This is a genomic window from Vogesella fluminis, assembly GCF_014652335.1.
GTDB lineage: Bacteria > Pseudomonadota > Gammaproteobacteria > Burkholderiales > Chromobacteriaceae > Vogesella > Vogesella fluminis.
Genome location: NZ_BMYP01000011.1, coordinates 65385 through 82992, shown reverse-complemented (window position 1 = coordinate 82992; position 17608 = coordinate 65385). Strand labels below are relative to the sequence as shown.

Annotated in this window: 16 protein-coding genes; 6 read left to right on the top strand and 10 right to left on the bottom strand. The window is 65.2% G+C overall.

What is annotated here, in order from left to right; genetic code table 11:
* Window positions 1-38 precede the first annotated feature (38 nt).
* From mmsB to IE083_RS06075, 9 genes are all read right to left on the bottom strand, one after another.
* The gene (gene mmsB / locus IE083_RS06115; RefSeq protein ID WP_189352739.1) at window positions 39-923 is read right to left on the bottom strand and encodes a 3-hydroxyisobutyrate dehydrogenase; all 885 of its coding nucleotides are present in this window, start codon (window positions 921-923) and stop codon (window positions 39-41) included.
* Window positions 924-945: 22 nt separating this feature from the next.
* Entirely contained in the window at window positions 946-2073 is a 1128-nt protein-coding gene (locus IE083_RS06110; RefSeq protein ID WP_189352738.1) for an enoyl-CoA hydratase/isomerase family protein, read from the bottom strand.
* A gap of 259 nt (window positions 2074-2332) precedes the next feature.
* Complete coding sequence (locus IE083_RS06105) at window positions 2333-3115, bottom strand: enoyl-CoA hydratase (protein WP_189352737.1); 783 nt, start codon at window positions 3113-3115, stop codon at window positions 2333-2335.
* 118 nt (window positions 3116-3233) lie between these two features.
* Entirely contained in the window at window positions 3234-4394 is a 1161-nt protein-coding gene (locus IE083_RS06100) for an acyl-CoA dehydrogenase family protein (RefSeq protein WP_189352736.1), read from the bottom strand.
* Between the two features lie 94 nt (window positions 4395-4488).
* On the bottom strand, window positions 4489-5988 hold the full coding sequence (locus IE083_RS06095) for a CoA-acylating methylmalonate-semialdehyde dehydrogenase (protein ID WP_189352735.1): 1500 nt from the start codon (window positions 5986-5988) through the stop codon (window positions 4489-4491).
* 258 nt (window positions 5989-6246) lie between these two features.
* A complete protein-coding gene (locus tag IE083_RS06090) occupies window positions 6247-6417 on the bottom strand; it encodes a hypothetical protein (protein ID WP_229799629.1) in 171 nt (56 codons plus the stop codon).
* Entirely contained in the window at window positions 6414-6728 is a 315-nt protein-coding gene (locus IE083_RS06085; RefSeq protein WP_189352734.1) for an ATP-binding cassette domain-containing protein, read from the bottom strand. The genes IE083_RS06090 and IE083_RS06085 overlap by 4 nt, the downstream gene beginning before the upstream one ends.
* Window positions 6725-8707: an AMP-binding protein gene (locus IE083_RS06080; protein ID WP_189352733.1), complete on the bottom strand. Its 1983-nt coding sequence runs from the start codon at window positions 8705-8707 to the stop codon at window positions 6725-6727. The genes IE083_RS06085 and IE083_RS06080 overlap by 4 nt, the downstream gene beginning before the upstream one ends.
* Before the next feature lie 304 nt (window positions 8708-9011).
* Complete coding sequence (locus IE083_RS06075; RefSeq protein ID WP_189352732.1) at window positions 9012-9860, bottom strand: 3-hydroxybutyryl-CoA dehydrogenase; 849 nt, start codon at window positions 9858-9860, stop codon at window positions 9012-9014.
* A gap of 212 nt (window positions 9861-10072) precedes the next feature.
* On the opposite strand from IE083_RS06075, the gene IE083_RS06070 reads away from it, so the two are divergent.
* From IE083_RS06070 to IE083_RS06060, 3 genes are all read left to right on the top strand, one after another.
* On the top strand, window positions 10073-10480 hold the full coding sequence (locus IE083_RS06070) for a MerR family transcriptional regulator (protein WP_189352731.1): 408 nt from the start codon (window positions 10073-10075) through the stop codon (window positions 10478-10480).
* A 109-nt stretch (window positions 10481-10589) separates the two neighbouring features.
* Window positions 10590-11777 (top strand): acetyl-CoA C-acyltransferase, encoded by a 1188-nt coding sequence (locus IE083_RS06065; protein WP_373295173.1) that lies wholly within the window; start codon window positions 10590-10592, stop codon window positions 11775-11777.
* 9 nt (window positions 11778-11786) lie between these two features.
* On the top strand, window positions 11787-12929 hold the full coding sequence (locus tag IE083_RS06060) for an acyl-CoA dehydrogenase family protein (protein ID WP_189352730.1): 1143 nt from the start codon (window positions 11787-11789) through the stop codon (window positions 12927-12929).
* A gap of 87 nt (window positions 12930-13016) precedes the next feature.
* Here IE083_RS06060 and IE083_RS06055 read toward each other — a convergent pair whose 3' ends face one another.
* Entirely contained in the window at window positions 13017-13514 is a 498-nt protein-coding gene (locus IE083_RS06055; protein ID WP_308426735.1) for an Lrp/AsnC ligand binding domain-containing protein, read from the bottom strand.
* A gap of 173 nt (window positions 13515-13687) precedes the next feature.
* Between IE083_RS06055 and IE083_RS06050 the strand changes: the two genes are divergently transcribed.
* The 3 genes from IE083_RS06050 to IE083_RS06040 all read left to right on the top strand — a co-directional run bounded on the left by IE083_RS06050 (window position 13688) and on the right by IE083_RS06040 (window position 17440).
* On the top strand, window positions 13688-14995 hold the full coding sequence (locus IE083_RS06050) for a D-amino acid dehydrogenase (protein ID WP_189352729.1): 1308 nt from the start codon (window positions 13688-13690) through the stop codon (window positions 14993-14995).
* An 8-nt stretch (window positions 14996-15003) separates the two neighbouring features.
* Window positions 15004-16074 (top strand): alanine racemase, encoded by a 1071-nt coding sequence (gene alr / locus IE083_RS06045; RefSeq protein ID WP_189352728.1) that lies wholly within the window; start codon window positions 15004-15006, stop codon window positions 16072-16074.
* 178 nt (window positions 16075-16252) lie between these two features.
* Window positions 16253-17440, top strand: coding sequence for a GGDEF domain-containing protein (locus tag IE083_RS06040; RefSeq protein ID WP_189352727.1), 1188 nt, complete (start codon window positions 16253-16255; stop codon window positions 17438-17440).
* Window positions 17441-17608 lie beyond the last annotated feature (168 nt).

Here is a 17608-nt window from a genome sequence, read left to right as displayed (position 1 = left end):
GAGTGGGGTGCTGCGTTGCAACACCCCGTCCGGCGCCGTCAGTGGCGGAAGTGGTTCACGATGCTGGAGAAGTCCAGCTTGCCGTTGCCCTCGGCGACGTGGCTTTCGTACAGGTTGCGCGCCAGCGCGCCCAGCGGGTTGGCGGCGTGGCTTTGCAGCGCGGTTTCCTCGGCGAGGCCGAGATCCTTCAGCATCAGCTCCGACATGAAGCCGCCGCTGTAGCCGCGGCTGGCCGGGCTGTTCTCCATCACGCCCGGCCACGGGTTGTACAGCTCCAGCGCCCAGTTGCGGCCGGAGCTTTTCGACATGATCTCGGACAGCACCGCCGGATCGAGGCCGTTCTTCACCCCCAGCGCCAGCGCCTCGGCGGTGCCGGCCATCAGGATGCCGAGCAGCATGTTGTTGCACACCTTGGCGGTCTGGCCGGCGCCGATGTCGCCGGCGTGGAAGATGTTCTTGCCCATCGCCGTCAGCAGCGGCCGCGCTGCTTCAAGGTTGGCCGCATCGCCACCGACCATGAAGGTGAGGGTGCCGGCGGCGGCGCCGGCGGTGCCGCCGGATACCGGCGCGTCGAGAAAGCGCAGGCCGGCGTCGCTGGCGGCATGGCCGACACCGCGTGCGGTGTGCGCGGCGATGGTGCTGCAGTCGAGTACCAGCGTGCCTGCCGGCAGGCGCGCGATCAGGCCGTCGTCACCGAGGTAGAGCCCCTCGACATGGCGCCCGGCCGGCAGCATCGAGATCACCACATCGGCGCCCTGGATTGCCTCGGCGACGCTAGCGGCCGCCTTGCCGCCGTTTTCGCTGAAGTGTTGCAGCGCCTCGGCGGAGAGGTCGACCCCGCTGACGCTGAAGCCGGCGCGCACCAGATTGATGGCCATCGGGCCGCCCATGTTTCCCAGGCCGATAAAGGCTATGTGTTGCATGTCTTGCTCCTCTTCTCGTGTGTCAGTGCAGGGCGGCCAGCGGGTGATCCTGCTCGCGCCACGGCGAGCGGAAGTGCTGCGCCACCCAGGGTTGGTCAACCGCGGCCAGCGTCGGCCGTGACCACTGCGGATTGCGGTCCTTGTCGACCAGCAGCGCGCGCACGCCTTCACGGAAGTCCGGCGCGGCACAGAAATTCAGCGACAGCACCAGCTCCATGCGCAAGGCCTCGGCCAGCGACAGGTGTCTGGCGCGGCGGAAAATCTCCCAGGTGACGGCGGCGCTGCTCGGGCTGCCGGCGGCGTAGCTCCTGGCGGCTGCGGCCAGCCACGCGTCCTCGAAGGCGGTGTGGCGCAGCGCCTGGTCTACCGCCGCCAGCGAGCCCTTGTTCATCAGCTGGTGGATCAGCGGCAGGCAGCGCGAAACATTGCTGTCGGCCAGCGCATCGCCGTTGCCGGCTTCCAGCTCGCCCAGCAGCGCGGTGAGCTGACCATGGTTGGCCGCACTGTCGGCGTGCCAGCCGGCGGCGGCCAACCGGACCAGCAGCTGCGGCCAGCCGTCCTGCGGCAGGATGTGGTCGGCGAGATTGCACAGCAGCGCGTCGCGCGCGTTCAGCGGCGCGCCGGTCAGGCCGAGGAACAGGCCGGCCCTGGCCGGCATCCGTTGCAAAAACCAGCTGCCGGCGACATCGGGATACAGGCCGATGCTGATTTCCGGCATCGCGATGCGGGTGCTGGCGGTGGCGACGCGGTGGCTGGCGCCGGCCATCAGGCCAAGGCCGCCGCCCATCACGATGCCGCTGCCCCACAACAGGATGGGCTTGGCGTAGGTGTGGATGCGGTAATCCAGCGTGTATTCGGCGCTGAAAAACGCCTCGGCCTGCGGATTGGGCCACTGCTGCTCGGGGTCGCTGACCAGCGCGTCGCGCAGCGCGCGCACGTCGCCACCGGCGCAGAAGGCCTTGTCGCCGGCACCGCGCAGCAGCACGGCAGCGATGCCGTCATCCTGAGCCCAGATCGACAGCCGCGCGTCGAGCAGGCGGATCATGTCGCCGTTGAGCGCGTTGAGCGCCTTTTCCGCGTTCAGCGTCGCCACGCCGAGGCGATGGCCGCTGGCGGTGCTGATTTCGTCAAACAGTACGACGTCGTTCATGCTGGTCCTTTACTGGTTTTCTGCCATGAAACCCACGAAAAACACGAACGGGCGAAGGCTTTGCGGCCCTCCGTTTTCGCCTTTGTCTTTCTTCTGTGTTTTCTGTGAATTCTGTGGCGAATCGGGTTTTTGTTTTTGCCACAGAATCCACGGAAAAACACAGACCAAGACATAAACCGGTCGTGTGCGGTACGAAAAGCACTTGCCGTGTTCTTGTTTTTCTTCCGTGTCTTCCGTGGATTCTGTGGCTAAAAAAGGGTTAGCGGTTCTGCCACTGCGGCGTGCGCTTCTGCAGGAAGGCCTGCACCCCTTCGCGCTGGTCTTCCGTGTCGAACAGCTTGATGAACAGTTCGCGCTCGTGGATCAGGTTGGCCGCAGGCGGCGCATGGCGCGCGGCCTGGACCAGGGTCTTGCAGGCGGTGACGGAGCAGGGCGACTGGCGGCCAACCTTTTCCGCCAGCGCCAGTGCGCTATCGCGCGCGCTGCCCTTGACCACCACTTCTTCCACCAGCCCGATGCGCAGCGCGCTAGCGGCGTCGACGCGCTCGCCGCACAGGATCATGCGCTTGGCCCAGCCTTCGCCGACCAGATGCGACAGGTTCTGCGTGCCGCCGGCGCAGGGCAGCAGGCCGACGGCGGCCTCCGGCAGCGCCATCTGCACCTGTTCCTCGGCAATGCGGAGGTCGCAGGCCAGTGCGCACTCCAGCCCGCCGCCCATCGCGTAGCCGTTGATGGCGGCGATGCTGACGCCGCGGAACGCCGACAGCGCCTCGAACGCCTCGCCGAACAGGATGGTCATGCTGGCGGCGACGCCCTTGTCGCCATCGGCGAACAGCTTGAGGTCGGCGCCGGCGGAGAAGAACTTCTCGCCTTCACCGGTAATCACCAGCGCGTAGATGTCGCGGTCGGCGTTGAGATCGGCCACCAGCCGCTTCAGCGCCTGCAGGCTGTCGTAGGTCCAGGTGTTGGCCGGCGGGTTGGCGATGGTGACGAGGGCGGTGTGGCCGCGTTTTTCAACGATCAGGTTGGCGTAGTCTTGCATGTTCGGTTCCTGTGTTTGCTACCTCAGGTCTGGCGTTGCCGGCAACGGCGGCCTGGTACTGTGGTGCGGGTGTGACGGGCAATGTCTTATCTCAATTTGGCGGTGCGGGTGGTGCGCGTCAGCGCAGGTTTTCCAGCGCGCCGTCCTGCAACAGGCGGCGGGCGATGATCACGCGCATGATTTCGTTGGTGCCTTCCAGTATCTGGTGCACGCGGTTGTCGCGCACGTAGCGCTCCAGCGGGTACTCCTTGATGTAACCGTAGCCGCCGAACAGCTGCAGCGCCTCGTTGGCGACCTTGAAGCCGGTATCGGTGGCGAAGCGTTTCGCCATCGCGCAGTAGGCGCTGGCGTCCGTGCTGGCGTTGTCCAGCTTCCAGGCGGCCAACCTGACCATCTGCCGTGCGGCGACCAGTTCGGTGACCATGTCGGCGAGGCGGAACTGCACGCTCTGGAATTCGGCCAGCGGCTGGCCGAACTGCTGCCGCTCCTGCACGTAGCGGGTGGCGGCGTCCAGCGCCGCCTGCGCGGTGCCGACCGAGCAGGTGGCGATGTTGATGCGGCCGCCGTCCAGCCCCTTCATCGCGAAGCTGAAGCCCTGGCCTTCCTCGCCCAGCAGGTTGGCCGCGGGTACCACCACGTTGTCAAAGGTGATGGCGCGCGTGGGCTGGCTGTTCCAGCCCATCTTCTTTTCCTTCTTGCCATAGACGATGCCGGGCAGGTCGGCTGGCACCACAAAGGCGGAAATGCCCTTGGGGCCGGCGCCGCCGGTGCGCGCCATCACCACCAGCACGTCGCTGCTGCCGGCGCCGGAGATGAAGGCCTTGCTGCCGTTGAGAATATAGCTGTCGCCGTCGCGCTCGGCGCGAGTGCGCAGGTTGGCCGCATCGGAGCCGGCGCCCGGCTCGGTCAGACAGTAGCTGCCGAGCAGCTCACCGCTGGCCAGTTGCGGCACCCATTGCGCCGCCACTTCCGGACGGGCAAAGCTGCCGATCATCCAGCTGACCATGTTGTGGATGGTGAGGTAGGCGGTGGTGGAGGTGCAGCCGCCGGCCAGCGCCTCGAACACGATGGCGGCGTCTTGGCGCGTCAGGCCCAGCCCGCCGTACTGCTCCGGCGTGTACAGGCCGCAGAAGCCCATCTCGCCGGCGCGGCGGATCACGTCAACCGGGAAGATTTCCGCCTCGTCCCAGTGTGCGGCGTGCGGCGCCAGCTCGTTGTCGGCGAAGGCGCGCGCGCTGTCACGAAAGGCGATCTGTTCGTCGCTGAGTGCGAAGTCCATGCTTGATTCCTTTTCTGCTGCGCCGGCCGCCGCGCTGGTGGCGCCGGCCGGGATGGCCGCAGACCATGCTGGGTGGATGCGGCCAACCTTGCGCTTATTTCAGCTGGATGGTGGTGTGCACCTTGCCGCTGCTGGCCTCGTCGTCGAACCAGCGGCTGGTGACGGTCTTGGTCTGGGTATAGAACAGCACCACCTGCTTGCCGTAGGGGCCGAGGTCGCCGAGCTTGGACGCGCGCGAGCCGGTGAACGAGAACAGCGGCACCGGTACCGGGATCGGCACGTTGATGCCGACCTGGCCGACGTCGATCTCCTCCTGGAAGTGGCGCGCCGCGGCGCCGCTCTGGGTGAAGATGGCGGTGCCGTTACCGTTGGGGTTGGCGTTGATGATGGCTATGGCCTCGTCGAGGCTGTCGGCGGCCATCAGGCACAGCACCGGGCCGAAGATTTCCTGGTCGTAGATCGCCATCCCCGGCTTGACGCCGCTGAAGATGGTGGGGCCGACGAAGTTGCCGTGCTCGAAGCCGGCCACGCTGACGCTACGGCCGTCCAGCTCCAGCGTGGCACCTTGCTCGACGCCCTTGGCGATGAGGGTGGCGACGCGGTCCTTGGCGGCGCAGGAAATCAGCGGGCCGATGTCGGGATTGGTATTGCCGGGGCCGACCTGCAATGTCTTGGCCTTGGCCACCAGCTCGGGAATCCACGCTTGCGCGTCGCCGACCAGCACCGCCACCGTCAGTGCCATGCAGCGTTGGCCGGCGGCACCGAAGGCGGCGCCGGTGAGCTGGTTCAGCGCCTGTTCCTTGTTGGCGTCCGGCAGCACGATGGCGTGGTTCTTGGCGCCCATCATGCACTGCACGCGTTTACCGGCCAGGCTGGCGCGGTTGTAGACGTGGGTGCCCACCTTGCTGGAGCCGACGAAGGAGATCGCCTTGATGTCCGGATGGTCGCAGATCGCGTTCACCACCTCCGGCCCGCCGTGCACCACGTTGAGCACGCCCGGCGGCACGCCGGCCTCCAGTGCCAGCTCGACCAGGCGCATGGTCACCATCGGGTCCTGCTCCGACGGCTTCAGCACGAAGGTGTTGCCGGTGGCGATCGCCATCGGGAACATCCACAGCGGGATCATCGCCGGGAAGTTGAACGGGGTGATGCCGGCGCAGACGCCCAGCGGCTGCATCACGCTGTAGGTGTCGACACCGCCGGCGACGTTCTCGGCGTACTCGCCCAGCTGCAGGCTGCCGATGCTGGCCGCGTGCTCGACCACTTCCAGGCCGCGGAACACGTCGCCTTCGGCGTCGGCCAGCGTCTTGCCCTGCTCGGCGGTGAGGATGGCGGCGAGTTCCTTCATGTGTTCGCGGATCAGCTGCTGCAGCTTGAGGAAGATGCGGGCGCGGGTGCCGATCGGGGTCTTCTTCCAGCTCTTGAACGCGGCCTTGCCGGCGGCGACGGCGGCGTCCACCTCGGCGGCGGTGGCCATCGGTACCCGGGCCAGCACCTCTTGGGTGGCCGGGTTGATCACGTCACGCCATTCGCTGGTGGTCGATTCGACGAATTCGCCGTTGATCAGCAGCTTGACGGTGGGCAGGTGCGACATGGTGTTTCTCCTTTGCGGGCGGCGGGGCGCGAGCGGCCGTGGTGTTGGATATTTAGTGCACGTTGACGTAAACGTCAATTTAATCTCAATTTAGAGCAAGCGCTTGGTTTTTTGACGGGCGCAATACCGGCAACGCAAATCGTGCGGCCAGGCTGTTGCATTGTGGGTACAGGCGGCGCTTGGTAATGCCGGTCATCTGTCTCGATAGACCGCCGCCGGCGGCGAAAGTGCGGCCGCCGGCCCGGATCGGTACGGCATTCAGGCCAGGCTGCGCTCGTCGGCGATGACCTTGCCGTCGGCGGGCAGGCTGCCGGGCGCGCACAGCACCACCTCGCCGCGCAGCTTGCACACCTCGCGCAGGCTGGCGGCAAGGTTGGCCGCAAGGCTGCTGTCGTGCTGATCGCCGACCTCGGCGTGCAGCGTCATCACGTCGAGCTGCTCGTGCTGCGTGACCAGATGTTCTGGAAGGTGCGCGCGATGCCTTGGCGCGCCGCTTCGTGCGGGCGCATCTTGCTGCGCGCCTCGCCGCGGTAGATCACGCGGCCCTGCTGCGGGTGGTAGACGCCGTTGATCACGTTCAGCATCGAGCTCTTGCCGGCGCCATTGGGGCCGATGATGGACAGCACTTCGTGCTCGCGCACTTCCAGGCTGATATTGGTCAGCGCCTTGACGCCGCCGAAGGACAGCGAGATGGCTTCGGCTTGCAGGATGACGTCGCCGATTTTGCGGTGCGGGTTCATGCGGCCTCCTTGGCGGTGGCGGGGAAGGTCCTGGCGTCGCGGATTTTCACCGTGGCGCGGATGTTGCCGCTGCGGCCGTCCTCGAACTTTACCTGCGCGTCGATGGTGCAGTCGTGCGCGTCGCTGTTGAGGGCGGCGATCAGCGGTGCGTAGCGCTCGGCGATGAACTTGCGGCGCACCTTGCGGGTGCGGGTCAGCTCGCCGTCGTCGGCGTCCAGCTCCTTGTGCAGGATCAGGAAGCGCTTGATCTGGCTGCCGGCCAGCCGCGGATCGGTGGCGAGGTCGGCGTTCATCTTCTCGATGCACTCGCGGATCAGCTCGTACACTGGCTCCTGACCAGCGAGGTCGGTGTAGCCGGTGTAGGCGAGGCCGCGTTTTTCCGCCCAGTTGCCGACCGCGATCAGGTCGATGTTGATGAAGGCGGTGGCGTAGTCGCAGCCGTCGCCGAAGGCGACCACTTCCTTGATCTGCTGAAAGAATTTCAGCTTGTTTTCCAGGTATTTCGGCGCGAACAGGCTGCCGCCGTTCATGCGGCCAACGTCCTTGGCGCGATCGATGATCTTGAGGTGGCCGTCTTCGTCGAAGAAGCCGGCGTCGCCGCTGTGCACCCAGCCTTCGCTGTTACGCGTCTCGGCGGTGGCGTCGTCGCGCTTCCAGTAGCTGTGGAAGGTGCCGGGGCCGCGGAACAGCACCTCGCCGCTGTCGGCGATCTTCACTTCCACGCCCGGCACCGGCACGCCGACGGTGTCCGGCTTGACCTTGTCGTTGGGGTGCACGCACACCATCACGTAGGCTTCGGTCTGGCCGTACAGCTGCTTGATGTTGACGCCGAGGGCGCGGTAGAAGTCGAACAACTCGGGGCCGATGGCCTCGCCGGCGGTGTAGGCGAGCTTCAGGCGGGTGAAGCCCAACACGTTCTTCACCGGGCCGTAGACCAGCATCTCGCCCAGCTGGTAGCCGACGCGGTCCCAGAAGCCGACCGGCTTGCCCTCCAGGATGGCGGTGCCGACGCGGCGGGCATGGTCCATGAAGTAGTGGAACATCCGGTACTTGATGCGGCCGGCGTCCTCCATGCGGATCATCACCTGGGTCAGCAGGTTCTCGTACACGCGCGGCGGGGCGAAGTAGTAGGTCGGCCCGATCTCGCGCATGTCGGTCATCACCGTATCGCTGGACTCGGGGCAGGACACGCAGAAACCGGTGACCAGCGATTGCGCGTAGGAGAACAGGTTGTCGCTCACCCACGCCATCGGCAGGTAGGCCAGCACTTCCTCGTGCTCGGTGAGGCCCTCAAGGTTGGCCGCATTGCGCGCGGTGATGATCATGCTGTCGTTGGTGTGCAGCACGCTCTTGGGGTGGCCGGTGGTGCCGGAGGTGTACAGCATGATGGCCGGATCGCTGCCGCGACCGAGGTCGACCATGTTCTGGAACAGCTGCGGGTGCTCGTCGTGCTGCACGCGCCCCAAGCCCAGGATTTCGGCGATGTCGTAGAGGCCGGCCTGCTGGTAGTGGCGCAGGCCGCGCGCGTCGTCGTAGACGATGGCCTGCAGCGTCGGCAGGCGGTCGCGGATTTCCAGCAGCTTGTCGACCTGTTCCTGGTCCTCGACCACCGCCATCACCACTTCGGCGTCGGACAGCACGAATACCATCTCCTCCGCCGCCGAGTCCTGGTACAGCGGCACCGGCACGCCGCCCAGACACTGCGCCGCCATGATCGCCATGTACAGGCGCGGGCGGTTGTCGCCGATCACGGCCAGACGGTCGCCGCGCTGGAAGCCCTTGCTGGCAAGGCCGAGGGCGAGGGCGCGCACTTCGGTCGCCACCTCCTGCCAGCTCCAGGTCTGCCAGATGCCGAGGTCTTTCTCACGCATTGCCGGGCGCGCGCCACGTTGCTGGGCGTGGGCCAGCAGCAGCTTGGGGAACGTGTCTGCCGGATAGCCATGCGCGATGGCGGGGCGGACAGTTTCAGGCTTGGCCATTCTCGTGTCTCCTCTTGTGTTTTTTTGGGCGGCAGCAGGCTGCCACGGGTGGTGCGTGGCCCGGAACGGGCGGGGGTGATGCCGGGTAAAATCAGACAGGCTTGTGGCCAGTGGGAATGCGGAAGGCTTGTGGCCTTTGCGTTGACGTAAACGTCAACTTGGTGTGACTAAGCTAAAGCAAGCGCTCGGTTTTATGCAAAGGGTTTTTATGAACGGCGGGTTTACTGCGTTGCGTCATGTTGTGCTTCCGTCACAGCGGCGGGCGCCGCCGTGACGGAAGTGTCTGATCTGGCTGGGAAATCGCTCAGTACTCGTAGAAGCCCTTGCCGGATTTGCGACCGAGCCGGCCGGCGGCGACCAGCTGCACCAGCAGCGGGCAGGCGCGGTACTTCGAGTCGCGGAACTCGCGGTGCAGGATGTCCATGATGGACAGGCAGGTGTCCAGCCCGATCAGGTCGGCCAGCGCCAGCGGGCCGATCGGGTGGTTCATGCCCAGCTTCATCACGGTGTCGATGTCCTCGGCGGTGGCCAGGTTCTCGTACAGCACGAAGGCCGCCTCGTTGATCATCGGCATCAGCACGCGGTTGGACACGAAGCCGGGGCCGTCCTTCACCGTCACCGGCGTCTTGCCCAGCTGCAGGCTCAGCGCGTGGATGGCGGCGTGGGTGGCGTCGTTGGTTTGCAGTGCGCGGATGATCTCCACCAGCTGCATCACCGGCACCGGGTTCATGAAGTGCATGCCGATCACCCGCTGCGGCTGCGGCACCCAGGCGGCGATGGTGGTCAGCGAGATCGACGAGGTGTTGCTGGCGAGGATGGTGTCGGGGCCGACGATGCCGGCCAGCTCGCGGAAGATCTGCTCCTTGATGGCGGCGTTCTCGGTGGCGGCCTCGATCACCAGCTGGCAGTCGGCCAGTGCGGTGAGGCCGGTGCGGCCGTGGATGCGGGCCAGGACCTCGCCGGAGCTGGCTTCGGTCTGCACGCCTTTCTTCACCAGCCGCGCGAGGCTGCTGCCGATGCTGGCGAGGCCGCGCGCCACCGCGGCGTCGCTGACGTCGGCCATCACCACGCTAAAGCCGGCCTGGGCAAAGACCTGGGCAATGCCGTTGCCCATGGTGCCGGCGCCGATCACGCCAATCTGCTTGAATTCCATAGCGGTTCTCCTGTTGAGGTGCACTAAAATTATTTCCAGTTTACGTTAACGTCAACTAAAGTGATAGCAAGGGCACCAGATTGTGGTGCCGGTTGCGCGTTTTGTTGCCGGCGCCGGGCCTTGCCGGATGTCCGGCAAGGGGCCGCCCGTATTACAATTGCGGGTGGCCGACAAGAGCCGAGTATCTGGACAGTTCAAGCAAGGGGGTTGCCGTGGTTGTCTCTGCTGATCGTACATTCAGCATTTCCGAGTTGGCGCAGGAGTTCGACGTCACCACCCGGGCGATCCGGTTTTACGAGGCGGAGGGCCTGCTGACGCCCGAGCGCAAGGGGCAGCGCCGCATCTATTCGCGGCGCGACCGCGTGCGGCTGATGCTGACGCTGCGCGGCAAGCGCATCGGCCTGTCGCTGCAGGAGATCCGCGAGTTGTTCGAGCTGTACGACGCGGCCAACACCGACGAGCCGCAGTTGATGAAGTTCGTCGACATCCTGTCGCGGCGCGAACGGCAGCTGTTGCAGCAGCTGGACGACATCCAGCTGGTGCTGAAGGAAATCGGCCAGCTGCGCGGCCAGTGCGAGCAGTGGATGGAAAAGCGCACCGGCGGTCTGCCCGATCTGTAAGCCGGCGCCGGCCGATTTTTGTGTTTGTGCCACAGCCGCTGCGATGCGGCTTGTTTTTTGTGCTTAGTTTACGTTAACGTAAACGTATATTTCACCGCAGAGGAACCGGATGATGCAGAACGATGCAATTGTGATTGTCGGAATGGCGCGCACCGCGATGGGCGGTTTCCAGGGCAGCCTGTCCGGCCAGAGCGTCAGCGAGCTGGGCGCGGTGGCGATCCGGGCCGCGGTGGAGCGCGCCGGCGTGGCGCCGGAAGCGGTGGAAGAGGTGATCATGGGCTGCGTGCTGCCGGCCGGCCAGGGCCAGGCCCCGGCGCGCCAGGCGGCGATCAAGGGTGGCCTGCCGTTGGCGGCGGGGGCCACCACCATCAACAAGATGTGCGGCTCCGGCATGAAAGCGCTGATGCTGGCGCACGATCTGCTCAAGGCGGGCAGCAACACGGTGATGGTAGCCGGCGGCATGGAAAGCATGAGCAACGCGCCGTACATCATCCCGAAAGCGCGCGGCGGCCTGCGTCTCGGTCATGGCGAGCTGAAGGACCACATGTTCCTCGACGGCCTGGAAGATGCCTACGACAAGGGCAAGCTGATGGGCGTGTTCGCCGAGCTGTGCGCGGAGAAGTACGGCTTCAGCCGCGCGGCGCAGGACGAGTACGCGATCGCGTCGCTGACCCGTGCCCAGCACGCGATCACCAGCGGCGCGTTCAAGGGCGAGATCGCGGCGGTGACCATGGTTGGCCGCAAGGGCGAAGAAGTGGTGGCCGAGGACGAGCAGCCGCTGAAAGCCAATCTCGACAAGATTCCGACGCTGAAACCGGCGTTCAAGAAGGACGGCACGGTGACGCCGGCCAACGCCAGTTCCATTTCTGACGGCGCCGCCGCGCTGGTGCTGATGCGCGAGAGCGAAGCTAGCGCCCGCGGCCTGACGCCGCTGGCGCGCATCGTCGGCCACAGCACCCACGCGCACGAGCCGGCGTGGTTCGCCACCGCGCCGGTGGGGGCGATGCAGAAGCTGCTGGCCAAGACCGGCTGGACGGTGGACGACGTCGACCTGTTCGAAATCAACGAGGCCTTCGCGGTGGTGACCATGGCGGCGATGCACGATCTCGGCCTGCCGCACGCCAAGGTCAACGTCAACGGCGGCGCCTGCGCGTTGGGGCACCCGATCGGCGCCAGCGGTGCGCGCATCGTAGTGACGCTGATTGCGGCGCTGCAGGCGCGCGGGCTGAAGCGCGGCGTCGCCAGCCTGTGCATCGGCGGTGGCGAAGCCACCGCGCTGGCGCTGGAACTGGTGTAAGGGGCGACCATGCTGCTGACTACAGAACAGGAACAGGTCGTCGATGCGGTGCGCGACTTCGTGCAGGGCGAAATCGCGCCGCACGCCGCCGAGTGGGACAAGGCGCACACCTTTCCGCGCCAGGCGCTGCACGGCCTGGGCGAGCTGGGCTGCTTCGGCCTGACCGTGGCGCCGCAGTGGGACGGCGCCGGTTTCGACTACGTAACGTTGGCCGCGGTGATCGAGGAGATCGCCGCCGGTGACGGCGCGCTGTCCACCATCATCTCGGTGATCAATTCGGTGGGCTGCGGCCCGATCGAGCGCTTCGGCAACGACTGGCAGAAGGACACCTTCCTGCGCCCGATCGCCCGTGGCGAGTGGATCTCGGCGTTCTGCCTCACCGAGCCGGATGCCGGCTCCGATGCGGCCAACCTCAGGACCCGGGCGCTGCGCGATGGCGACGATTACGTGATCAACGGCGTGAAGCAGTTCATCACCAACGGCAAGCACGCCGATGTCGCCATCGTGTTTGCGGTCACCGATCCGGCCGCCGGCAAGAAGGGCATCAGTGCCTTCCTGGTGCCGACCACGGCCGCCGGCTACACCGTGGCCAAGATGGAAGACAAGATGGGGCAGCACGCGTCCGACACCTGCCAGGTGGTGTTCGACCAGGTGCGCGTGCCGGCCAACCACCTCTTGGGCAGGGTAGGCGAGGGCTACCGCATCGCGCTGGCCAACCTGGAATCCGGCCGCATCGGCATCGCCGCGCAGTGTCTGGGCATGGCGCGCGCGGCGCTGGAGTTTGCCACCCGCTACGCCACCGAGCGCGAGACCTTCGGCCAGGCCATCATCCGTCATCAGGCGGTCGGTTTCCGCCTGGCGGAAGCGGCGGCGAAGCTGGAAGCGGCGCGGCAGCTGGTGCGGCACGCGGCGGCGCTGAAGGATGCCGGCAAGCCGTGCCTGAAGGAATCGAGCATGGCCAAGCTGGTGGCGTCGGAGATGGCCGAGGCGGTGTGCTCGGCGGCGATCCAGACCCTGGGCGGCTACGGCTACCTGTCCGACTACCCGCTGGAGCGCATCTACCGCGACGTGCGCGTGGCGCAGATCTACGAAGGCACTTCCGACGTGCAGAAGCTGGTGATCGCCCGCGCGCTGGAGGACGAAGTACACTGATTTTTTGAGTGGGTCGTTGTTAGGGTTGGCCGCAGCACGCGCTGCGGCCTTTTTTGTTGCGGCCAACCTTGCGGCCGGCGCCGGGCGTCAGGGCGTGATCGACAGGATGCCGGTTTCCTTCACTTCTTCCATCACCACATAGCTGCGCGACTCGTTGGCCTGCGGCAGCTTCAGCAGGATGTCGCCGAGGATGTTGCGGTACATCGACATGTCCGGCAGCCGCACCTTCAGCAGGTAGTCGTACTCGCCGGATACCAGATGGCACTCCAGCACGTCCGGCAGCTTCTGCACCTCGCGGCGGAAAGCGTCGAAAATGTCGCCGGACTTGGCCGACAGCTTGATTTCGACGAAGACCAGCAGGCTGGCACCCAGAGCTTGCGGGTTCAGTTTCGCGTGATAGCCTTCAATTACTCCCTCGCGCTCCAGCCGGCGCACGCGCTCGGTGCACGGCGTGGTGGAGAGGCCGACTTTTTCCGCCAGTTCGGTCATGGCGATGCGGCCGTTTTCCTGCAGGTGCAACAGGATTTTGCGGTCGATGCGGTCCAGCTGGCGGGACAGGTTCAAATTGCTGCGCTGCGTTTTCACTGAAAAATCACCGTTTAAAGGGTAAATTAACTGCAATACATTTGTAACTCAGTTAAAAAAACTGCCTTGCAATCAATATACTACGCAAATTCACTGAAAGTGCAAATGCGCTTTCAGATCCCGGAAAAACAGGCATCAGCCTGATCAAGACAGCATAACTGGCAGGAGAGATCATGAAAGTAATCGTGCTTGGCGGCGGCGTTATCGGTATTTCGACCGCGTGGTATTTGGCTAAGGCAGGTGTGGACGTAACGGTGATCGAGCGTCAGCCCGGCCCGGCGCTGGAAACCAGCTTTGCCAACGCCGGCCAGATCTCTCCGGGTTATGCCGCGCCGTGGGCGGCGCCGGGTATTCCGTTGAAAGCGGCCAAGTGGCTGTTCCAGAAGCATGCGCCGCTGGCAATCCGTGCCGACGGCAGTCTCTACCAGTGGGAGTGGATGGCGCGCATGTTCGCCAACTGCAACTATCAGGATTACAACACCAACAAGGGCCGCATGATGCGTCTGGCCGAGTACAGCCGCGACAAGATCCGCGAGCTGACGGCCGAGACCGGCATCAACTTCGAGGGCCGCACCGGCGGTACCTTGCAGTTGTTCCGCAGCCAGCAGCAGGTCGATGCAATGGGCAAGGACATCGAGGTGCTGAAAGAGTGCGGTGTGGAATACCAGGTGCTGGATGCCGACGGCTGTGCCCGTGTCGAGCCGGCACTGAAAAAGACCAAGCACAAGCTGAAGGGCGGCCTGCGCCTGCCGAACGACGACACCGGTGACTGCCAGCTGTTCACCTCGCACCTGGCGGAGATGGCGGCAGCGGTCGGCGTCAAGTTCCTGTGGGGCAAGAGCGTCGAGGCCATCGAGCACTACGGCGACAAGATCACTGCCGTGCGTGTCGATGGTGAGCGCCTGACCGCCGACCACTATGTAGTGGCTACCGGCAGCTATTCACGCGACATGGTGAAGGTGCTGGGCATCGACATCCCGGTATACCCGGTGAAGGGCTACTCGCTGACGGTACCGATCACCAATGCCAAGGGTGCACCGGTATCCACCGTGCTGGACGAGACCTACAAGATCGCCATCACCCGCTTCAATAACCGCATCCGTGTCGGCGGCATGGCCGAGCTGGCCGGCTTCGACCTGCGCCTGAACCCGAAACGCCGCGCCACGCTGGAAATGGTGGTCACCGACCTGTACCCGGATGGCGGTGACGTGTCCCGCGCCGAATTCTGGACCGGCCTGCGCCCGATGACCCCGGACGGCACGCCCATCATCGGCGGCACCCGCTTTGCCAATCTGTCGCTGAATACCGGCCACGGCACGCTGGGCTGGACCATGTGTGCCGGCTCCGGCAAGGTGCTGGCCGATCTGATCACCGGTGCGCAGCCGGAAATCCTGATCGACGGCCTGTCGATGCAGCGTTACGCCAAGAGCGGCGAAACGCTGGTGGTGCCGATGGCACGCCCGCTTGCGGCCAACGCTTAAGGAGCATCATGCGTCCGTTGATTGCAAGCATCCGTCTCGATCATTTCCGCCACAACTACCTGCTGGCTCGTCAGCAGCACGGCGGTCGCGCGCTGGCGGTGGTGAAGGCCAATGCCTACGGTCACGGCGCGGTGCGCTGTGCACAAGCAGTGGCCGATGTTGCCGACGGTTTTGCCGTCGCCTGCCTGGAAGAAGCGCTGCAGCTGCGCGCCGCCGGCATCCGCGCTCCGATCCTGCTGCTGGAAGGCGTGTTCGAGGCGGCCGAGCTGGCCGAGGTGCAGGCGCACGGCCTGTGGCTGGTGGTGCAGAACCGCGAGCAGCTGGACATGCTGCTGGCCGCGCCGGCCGACCAGCCGTACCGCGTGTGGCTGAAGATGGACTCCGGCATGCACCGCGCCGGTTTCTTTCCTGCCGATTATGCGGCGGCCTATCAAAGGTTGGCCGCAAGCGGCAAGGCCGACGCCATCGTCAAGATGACGCACTTTGCCCGCGCCGACGAGCCGGGCTGCGACGCCACCGCCTTGCAGCTGGCCGCCTTCGATGCCGCCACCGCCGGCCTGTCCGGCGACTGCAGTGTCGCCAACTCCGCCGGTATCATGATCCACCCGCACGCGCACCGCGACTGGGGCCGTCCCGGCATCATGCTGTACGGCTCGACGCCGCTGCCGGACGGCCATGCGGCCAACATTGGCCTCAAGCCGGTGATGCGGCTTGCCAGCCGTGTGTTCGGCGTACGCGAGCTGGCCGCTGGCGAACCGGTCGGCTACGGCGCCAGCTTCATCACCACGCGGCCGACCCGCGTCGGCCTGATCGCCGGCGGCTATGCCGACGGCTATCCACGGCTGGCGTCCACCGGCAGCCCGGTGGCGGTCGACGGCCACGCCAGCCGCATCATCGGCCGCGTGTCGATGGACATGATCACCATCGACCTGACCGATCTGCCGCAAGCCGGCATCGGCAGCGAGGTGGAGCTATGGGGCGAGCAGGTCAGCGTCAACGCGGTGGCCGCCCATGCCGGCACCATCGGCTACGAGCTGCTGTGCAACGTAAAGCGGGCGCATTTCCGGTATCAAGACTGAATATCGGCAGTTGACGCAGCATGTCCAAGCGGTGCCCGGCCTGTGCCGGGCATTTTTGTTTGCAAAAACATGATGAAATGTAACCGGAATCTGGCGGGGGCTTGATATTTGGCAAAAGAACATGCCGGACATGTCAATATAATGATCCGTTAATGCACTCTGCCCGCGTGTGAAGCCCATGACCATTTTCCAATCCTCGACCTGGGTCAAGCTGCTGGGTCTGCTGCCTGGCGAGTTGAATCCGAACGAAGCCGGCTGGCTGGCCTTGCCTCAGCATCACATGCCGCTGATGAGCAATCGCCGCGCACAGATGATCATGAACCGGGTGCGGCTGTTCGCCAGCCTGTTCGCGGTGCTGACGCCGCTATGGATGTTTGTGGATTTGCTGGCGCTGCCCAATCCGCTGGCCTGGCAGCTGTCATTGCTGCGGCTGGGGGCTACCGGCTGTTTCGTCTTCATCCTGTATTACCGGATGGAGGTGACGTTGTTCAATGCCTGGCGCGGCATGGCAATGTTGTTTGCCATTCCGACATTGTTTTATGTCATATCGTACCTGCTGCTGGCACGCTACCATCTTAGCGGTGTGTCGGCGGCAGTCGGCACCGGCTATGCCTTCCTGCCGTTCGTCCTGCTGGCGGGGCTTGCCATTTTTCCGCTGACATTGCTGGAGAGTGCCGCTTTTGCCGCTCCGATTCTGATCGCCCACGTTATTGCCGGCTATTTCCAGTTTCCCGTGGTGGACTGGCCATCGTTCTGGGGGGCCTTCTGGCTGCAAGGCCTGATCGCCGGTGTGGCGGCACTGGCCGGCGTCTGCCAGCTGGCATTCATGATTGCACTGGTGCAGCAGGCGGTGCGGGATCCGCTGACGGGTGCCTTTTCGCGGCGCAGTGGTGAAGAGGTGCTGGAACTGCAGTTCATTCTGGCCGGACGCAGTGGCAGTCCGTTTTCGGTGGCGTTCATCGATATCGATCATTTCAAGGCAGTCAATGATCAGTATGGTCACCAACAGGGTGATGTCCTGCTCAAGCAGTTTGCGCAGACGTTGACCCAGGGGTTACGCAAGGGTGACGTGCTGGTACGCTGGGGCGGCGAGGAATTCTTGCTGCTGCTGCCGAACATCGATTGCCAGCAGGCTATGCATGCCTTGCAGCGCCTGCGCCGCAACGGCTTCGGCCTGCGTCCGGACCGGACGCCGCTGACCGCCAGTATCGGCGTTGCCGACATGCTGGAGGAGGGCTGTAATGACTGGCGCCGGCTGGTCGAGATTGCCGACCAGCGCATGTACGTCGCCAAGCAGCAGGGACGCAATCGCGTCATTGCCACTGCCGGAAACGAGCCTCCGGTATCGCAACCGGTGCTTGCCTGATATGGCATGCTCGGAGATCGCCATGGCCAGAACTACTTCCAAGGTTGTAGTCGGATACTACTTTTGAACTAGTCGGCTTCATCATTTTGCGCTACTTCGCTGCCACCTGTGGCGAATGGGCGCCGTTGCCTCGTTTTCCTATTCTGTCAACCGTGACCACAGGTATCC